The 4,824-nt window shown below is 72.7% G+C and carries 2 protein-coding genes and 1 pseudogene; all 3 read right to left on the bottom strand.

From position 1 onward, the window contains the following. A partial coding sequence (locus tag CCN42_RS18240; protein WP_245877342.1) for a fatty acyl-AMP ligase occupies positions 1 to 1,720 on the bottom strand: 1,720 nt, incomplete at its 3' end. A 314-nt stretch (positions 1,721 to 2,034) separates the two neighbouring features. Further along, positions 2,035 to 3,675, bottom strand: coding sequence for a fatty acyl-AMP ligase (locus tag CCN42_RS18235; protein WP_158102101.1), 1,641 nt, complete (start codon positions 3,673 to 3,675; stop codon positions 2,035 to 2,037). A 38-nt stretch (positions 3,676 to 3,713) separates the two neighbouring features. Then, positions 3,714 to 4,824: pseudogene (locus tag CCN42_RS18230) on the bottom strand (hypothetical protein); the annotation flags it as partial.

Raw genomic sequence — 4,824 nt, 5'->3', positions numbered from 1 at the left:
TTACGCCGACTACGAGCCGCCGGTGACGGACGCGCTGCGGGCCTGGCGGCTCGTAGTCGGCGTAAAGGGGGCTCAGCTCGCCGTCCAGGAACAGCCCGCGCATCGCCACCCGCTGGATCTTGCCGCTGGTGGTGCGCCGCACCGCACCGCGCCGCAGGAGCGCCACCCCGCCGACGGGCACGCCGAACTCGCGGTCCACCGTCTCCTTGATGCCGTCGGCCAGCCGGCGCAGTACCTCCTCGGCCGGGCGTCCGGTGACCTCGTGGGTGACGACGAGCACCTCCTCGGGCTCGGCGCCGGGCCTGGCGAGCGGCACGGTGAAGGCGGCGCCGACGCTCGCCAGTTCGGGGTGGTGCTCGCGCAGCCGGCGTTCGATGTCCTGGGGGTACAGGTGGAGGCCGTACACGGTCACCGTCTCGGCGAGCCGCCCGGTCACGTACAGCTCGCCGTCGTGGAGCGTGCCGAGATCGCCCGTGCGCAGATAGCCGCCCGGTACGAAGGCCCGTTCCGTCGCGGGCGTGTCCCCCCAGTACGCCGTGCCGACACTGGGGCCGCGCAGCCAGATCTCGCCGATGCCGCCCGGCTCAAGCGGCTCACCGGTGCGCGGGTCGACGATCAGCAGGTCGCAGTCGCGCGGGACGCCGCAGCCGACCAGGTCGGCGCCGCTCTCGGCCGGGACGAAGCGGTTCTCCCGCAGCCGGTTCACGTCGACCGTGGTCACCACGGCCTTGCGGAACGCCGCGCCCGACACGAAGACCGTCGCCTCGGCCATGCCGTAGCAGGGGCACAGCACGTCGTCCCGCAGGCCCGCGGGCGCGAACCGCTTCGCGAAGGCGTCCAGCACGGCGGTGTCGATCGGCTCCGAGCCGTTGACGGCCACCCGCCACCGGGACAGGTCCAGCCCGGCCAGCTGCTCGTCGCTGACCCGGGAACAGCACAGCTCGTAGGCGAAGTTGGGGGCCGCGGTCAGGTGGATGTCGTACTTGTCGATCACCTTGAGCCAGTGGTGCGGCCGCTTCAGGAAGGTGCTGGAGCGCATCAGCACACAGGTGCCGCCGAGCAGCAGCGCGGGCAGGATCTGACCGAGCAGGCCCATGTCGTGGTAGTGCGGTATCCACCCGCCCAGCCGGGTCCCGGCGCTCATCTCGAACGCGCGGCGCTGGCTGTCCACGTTGTGCAGGAGGTTGCCGTGGGTGAGCGTGACGCCCTTCGGATCGCCGGTGGAGCCCGAGGTGTACTGGAGCATCGCGAGGGTCCGCTGGTCCAGGGTCTGCGGTGTCCAGGACGCGCCCGGGTCCGCCAGGCCGGCGCTGTCCGTGGCGAGCACCCGGGTGCCGGTGAGTCCCTCGCCGTCCACCCAGGCCAGGACGTCGGGCAGGTTCTCCGCGTCGGTCAGGGCCGCGGAGACCGCGGCGTTCCTCGCGATGCCGGTCACCCGCGCCTGCTCGTGGCGGTAGCGGCCGGGCAGTGGCGCGGGGACGGCGGCCACGCCGGCGTACAGACAGCCCACGTAGGCGGCGGCGAAGTCGAATCCGGTCGGGTACAGCAGGAGCACCCGGGTGCCCACGGGGTAGCGGGCGCGCAGCCATGAGCCGATCTTTCTGGCCTCGGCGTCCAGTTGAGCGTATGACCACCGGGTGTCGCCGTCGGTCCGCTCCACGTCGTCAACAAGGATCACCGCGGTGCGTTCCGGCGTCGTGAGCGCGTGCTCACGAATCACCGCGGCAGCATCGGTAGCGTGCGGTAGATCGACCATGACTCTGGTTTCCTCTTTCCCGCCGTGTGCACGGCCCGGTACCGCCAAGACGGCCGGCAAGTACCTCGTCAAGGTGGGTTGTGCGGTCATTGGGCGTTGCGTCGACGCCGTCCCTCCCGGCCCCGGAGGGGGAGCCGGGACCGGGAGGGATGGCGGTGGCCGGGCCACCGAGCCCCACGTGATGCGTCGGTCGTCGGTGACCGGCGGTCGGCGACGGTGCCGCCGACGTTCGTGCCGGGACGGCCCCGGGCCGTCCCGTCCGGCGTGCGCCGCGGGCGCTAGGGCCGGGCGACGAACAGCTCGCGGGCCTTGGCCCGCTGGAGCTTCCCACTGGTCGTCTTCGGGATGCTGCGCCGGGGAACGAGGTGGACCTCGGCGGGGGCCACGCCGGTCCGGGAGCTGACCGCGGTCCGCACGGTCTGGCGCAGCGCCTCGTGGTGCTCGGCGTCCAGCTCCGTCTCGACGATCAGGTGCAGTTCCTCGGAGTCGGCGTCCTCGGGCCGGTGCCCGACCGCGATCACGGCGCCCAGCCGGACACCGGGGACGGTCTCCGCCGCCTGCTCGAAGTCCTGGGGGAAGTAGTTGGCGCCGCGGATGATGACGAGGTCCTTCGCCCGGCTGGTGATCCGCAGGGCACCGTCCCGCAGGTAGCCGATGTCTCCGGTCCGCCACCAGTCCGGCGCGTCGACGCACACCGCGGTCTCCTCGGGGAGGTCGAAGTATCCGGCCGTCCGCGAGGGGCTGCGGAACTGGACGTGCCCGATCTCGCTCTCCCCCAGCGGCCGGCCCTCGTCGTCGACGATGCGGACCTCGGTCCCGGCCACCGGCCGGCCGCAGTCGACGATGTGCAGGGCCTCGGTGCTGTCCGGGGCGACGTCGACGGCCCGTCCCCCGCCGACGGCGGTCTGCCGGTCGATGGAGTCGAACCGGAACGGCGCGTCCGGCTGGGTGCTGGTGATGGCCAGGGTGGCCTCGGCCATGCCGTAGCCGGGGATGAAGGCGTCTGCGGGCAGGCCCCAGCGGCGGAAGCGCTCGACGAAGCGCTGCACGGTGGCGGGCTGGATGGGTTCCGCCCCGCAGAGCGCCCCGCGCCAGGACGACAGGTCCACACCCGCCATGTCCTCGTCGCGGACGCGGGAGGTGAGGTAGCCGTAGGCGAAGTTCGGGGCGGCTCCGAAGGCCCCGCGGTAGTGGCTGATGTGCTGGAGCCACTCGACGGGGGCGCGCAGGAACCGCGACGGGGACATCAGCACCGCGTCACCGCCCACGTGGACCGGGCACAGCAGGCCGGTGATCAGGCCCATGTCGTGGTAGAGCGGGGCCCAGCTGACGGTCGTGTCCTCGCGGGTCCAGCGGAGGACGTCGACGATCTGCTCGCAGTTGGCGGCCAGATGGGCGTGCGAGATCATCACGCCCTTGGGCTTGCCCGTGGAGCCGGAGGTGCACTGGATCAGGGCCAGGTCGTCGTCGTCCGGGCGGCGGATCGGGTGCTGGGGCGCGTCGCTCGAGGTGGCGCGGGCGTAGAGCTCCTCGCCGTCGATCAGGGGAGTGTCGAAGAGGCCGTCGAGTGCCTGGATCACCGCGGACGTGGTGACGACGGCGGCGGGGCGCAGATAGCCGACGAGGTCCTTCAGCTGGCCCTCGAACCCGGCGGCGCCTCCGAAGCGCAGTGGTACGGCGATGGCCGTGGGCATGGCGCCGAGCAGCTGGGTGCCGAAGAAGGCGGTGATGAACCGGGAGCCGGTCGGCAGGCAGAGCACCACCCGGTCGCCGTGGCCGACGCCCCGCTCGGCGAGGGCCGCCGCGCACCGGGCGGCGTTCTCGACGAGGGCGTCGTAGCGCAGGGTCTCCTCGTGGCCGGGTTCCTGGATCAGCGTGACCGCGGATCCGTCGGAACCGCGCTCCGCCTCGGCCAGCAACGCGTGCAAGATACTCGGGAATCGCGGACGCAGTGCGGTCATCCGATGTGCTCCTCGATAGTGCTGCTGAACTGATCGACGATCCACGGCTGTACGGACACGTCGTCGGAGACGATGCGCGCGGGGTGGAACCCGTGCCGGGCGGCCAGGTCCCGGGCGGCCAGCACGCCCGCCGAGGCGAGACCGCCGTAGGACGGGCTCGGCGTCTCGGGCTCCAGGCCGAGGAGGATCGTCTCGGCCATGCAGGAGTAGAGGATCCCCGGGGGCAGCGTGATGCCCGGGAAGTGCGGGGTCTGCAGGCCGGGAAGCTGGATACGGCCACCGGACACCAGGGTGACGTTCGACAGGGCCGCGACCGCCGGGTGGACGTCGCCGGGCACCGCGAGGTCGCAGACGAGGACCTTGCGGTCACCGGCGAGGTGGTGCGGCAGGATCACCGGGTCCGCCGAGTTGGTGGCGCTGACCACCGTCGGGCAGTCCTGGAGGGCGTCCATGTCCTCGGCGATCGACACGTCCACCAGGGGGGAGAGCCGGTCGGCGACCGTCCTGAGCCGCCGGGCGGATCCCGGCCGGCCGACCAGCACCATCGAGTCGCAGTGCGGTGCGATGAGTTCGGCCATCACCGAGCCGATGTTGCCGATGCCGCCGACCAGGCCGACCCGGCGGTCCCCGGCGCCGGACTCGGCCAGCGTCAGCCGCAGCAGGTCGTAGGCGCAGGCGGCGGTCAGCGAGTTGCCCGACGTCACCCTGACGTCGTGCTCCACCACGTCCCGCGCGGCGTTGGTGACGATGGAGGTGTGGCCGCCGAGGCCGATGACGCCGGCGCCGAGCGAGACGCCCAGCTCCACCGCCTCCAGCACGGTGCGGCGCAGCCACGCCCCCTGTCCGGCCCGCAGCGCCGCGTTGGCCTGGGCTGCGGTGAACGGCACCGCCACCATGATGACCTCGACCGTGCCCTGGGACTCGGAGGTCACCCGGTGCCGGGCGACCTCGAACGGGTCCATCTCGCCCCACACCCGGTCGAGGGTCGCGGCGCACTGCTCGTCCGACCAGGAGGCCAGTTCCGGCGCCATGGCGCGCAGCTTGCTCGGGCTGTCGAGGTTGGCGAGGAACGCCACCCGCGGCACGCCGGCCCGGTCCGCGCCGGGC

It is taken from the genome of Streptomyces glaucescens, from assembly GCF_002154375.1.
GTDB classification, from domain to species: Bacteria; Actinomycetota; Actinomycetes; order Streptomycetales; family Streptomycetaceae; genus Streptomyces; species Streptomyces glaucescens.
The sequence above is the reverse complement of the archived record's forward strand: the minus strand, read 5'-3'. Positions and strand labels throughout refer to the sequence as shown.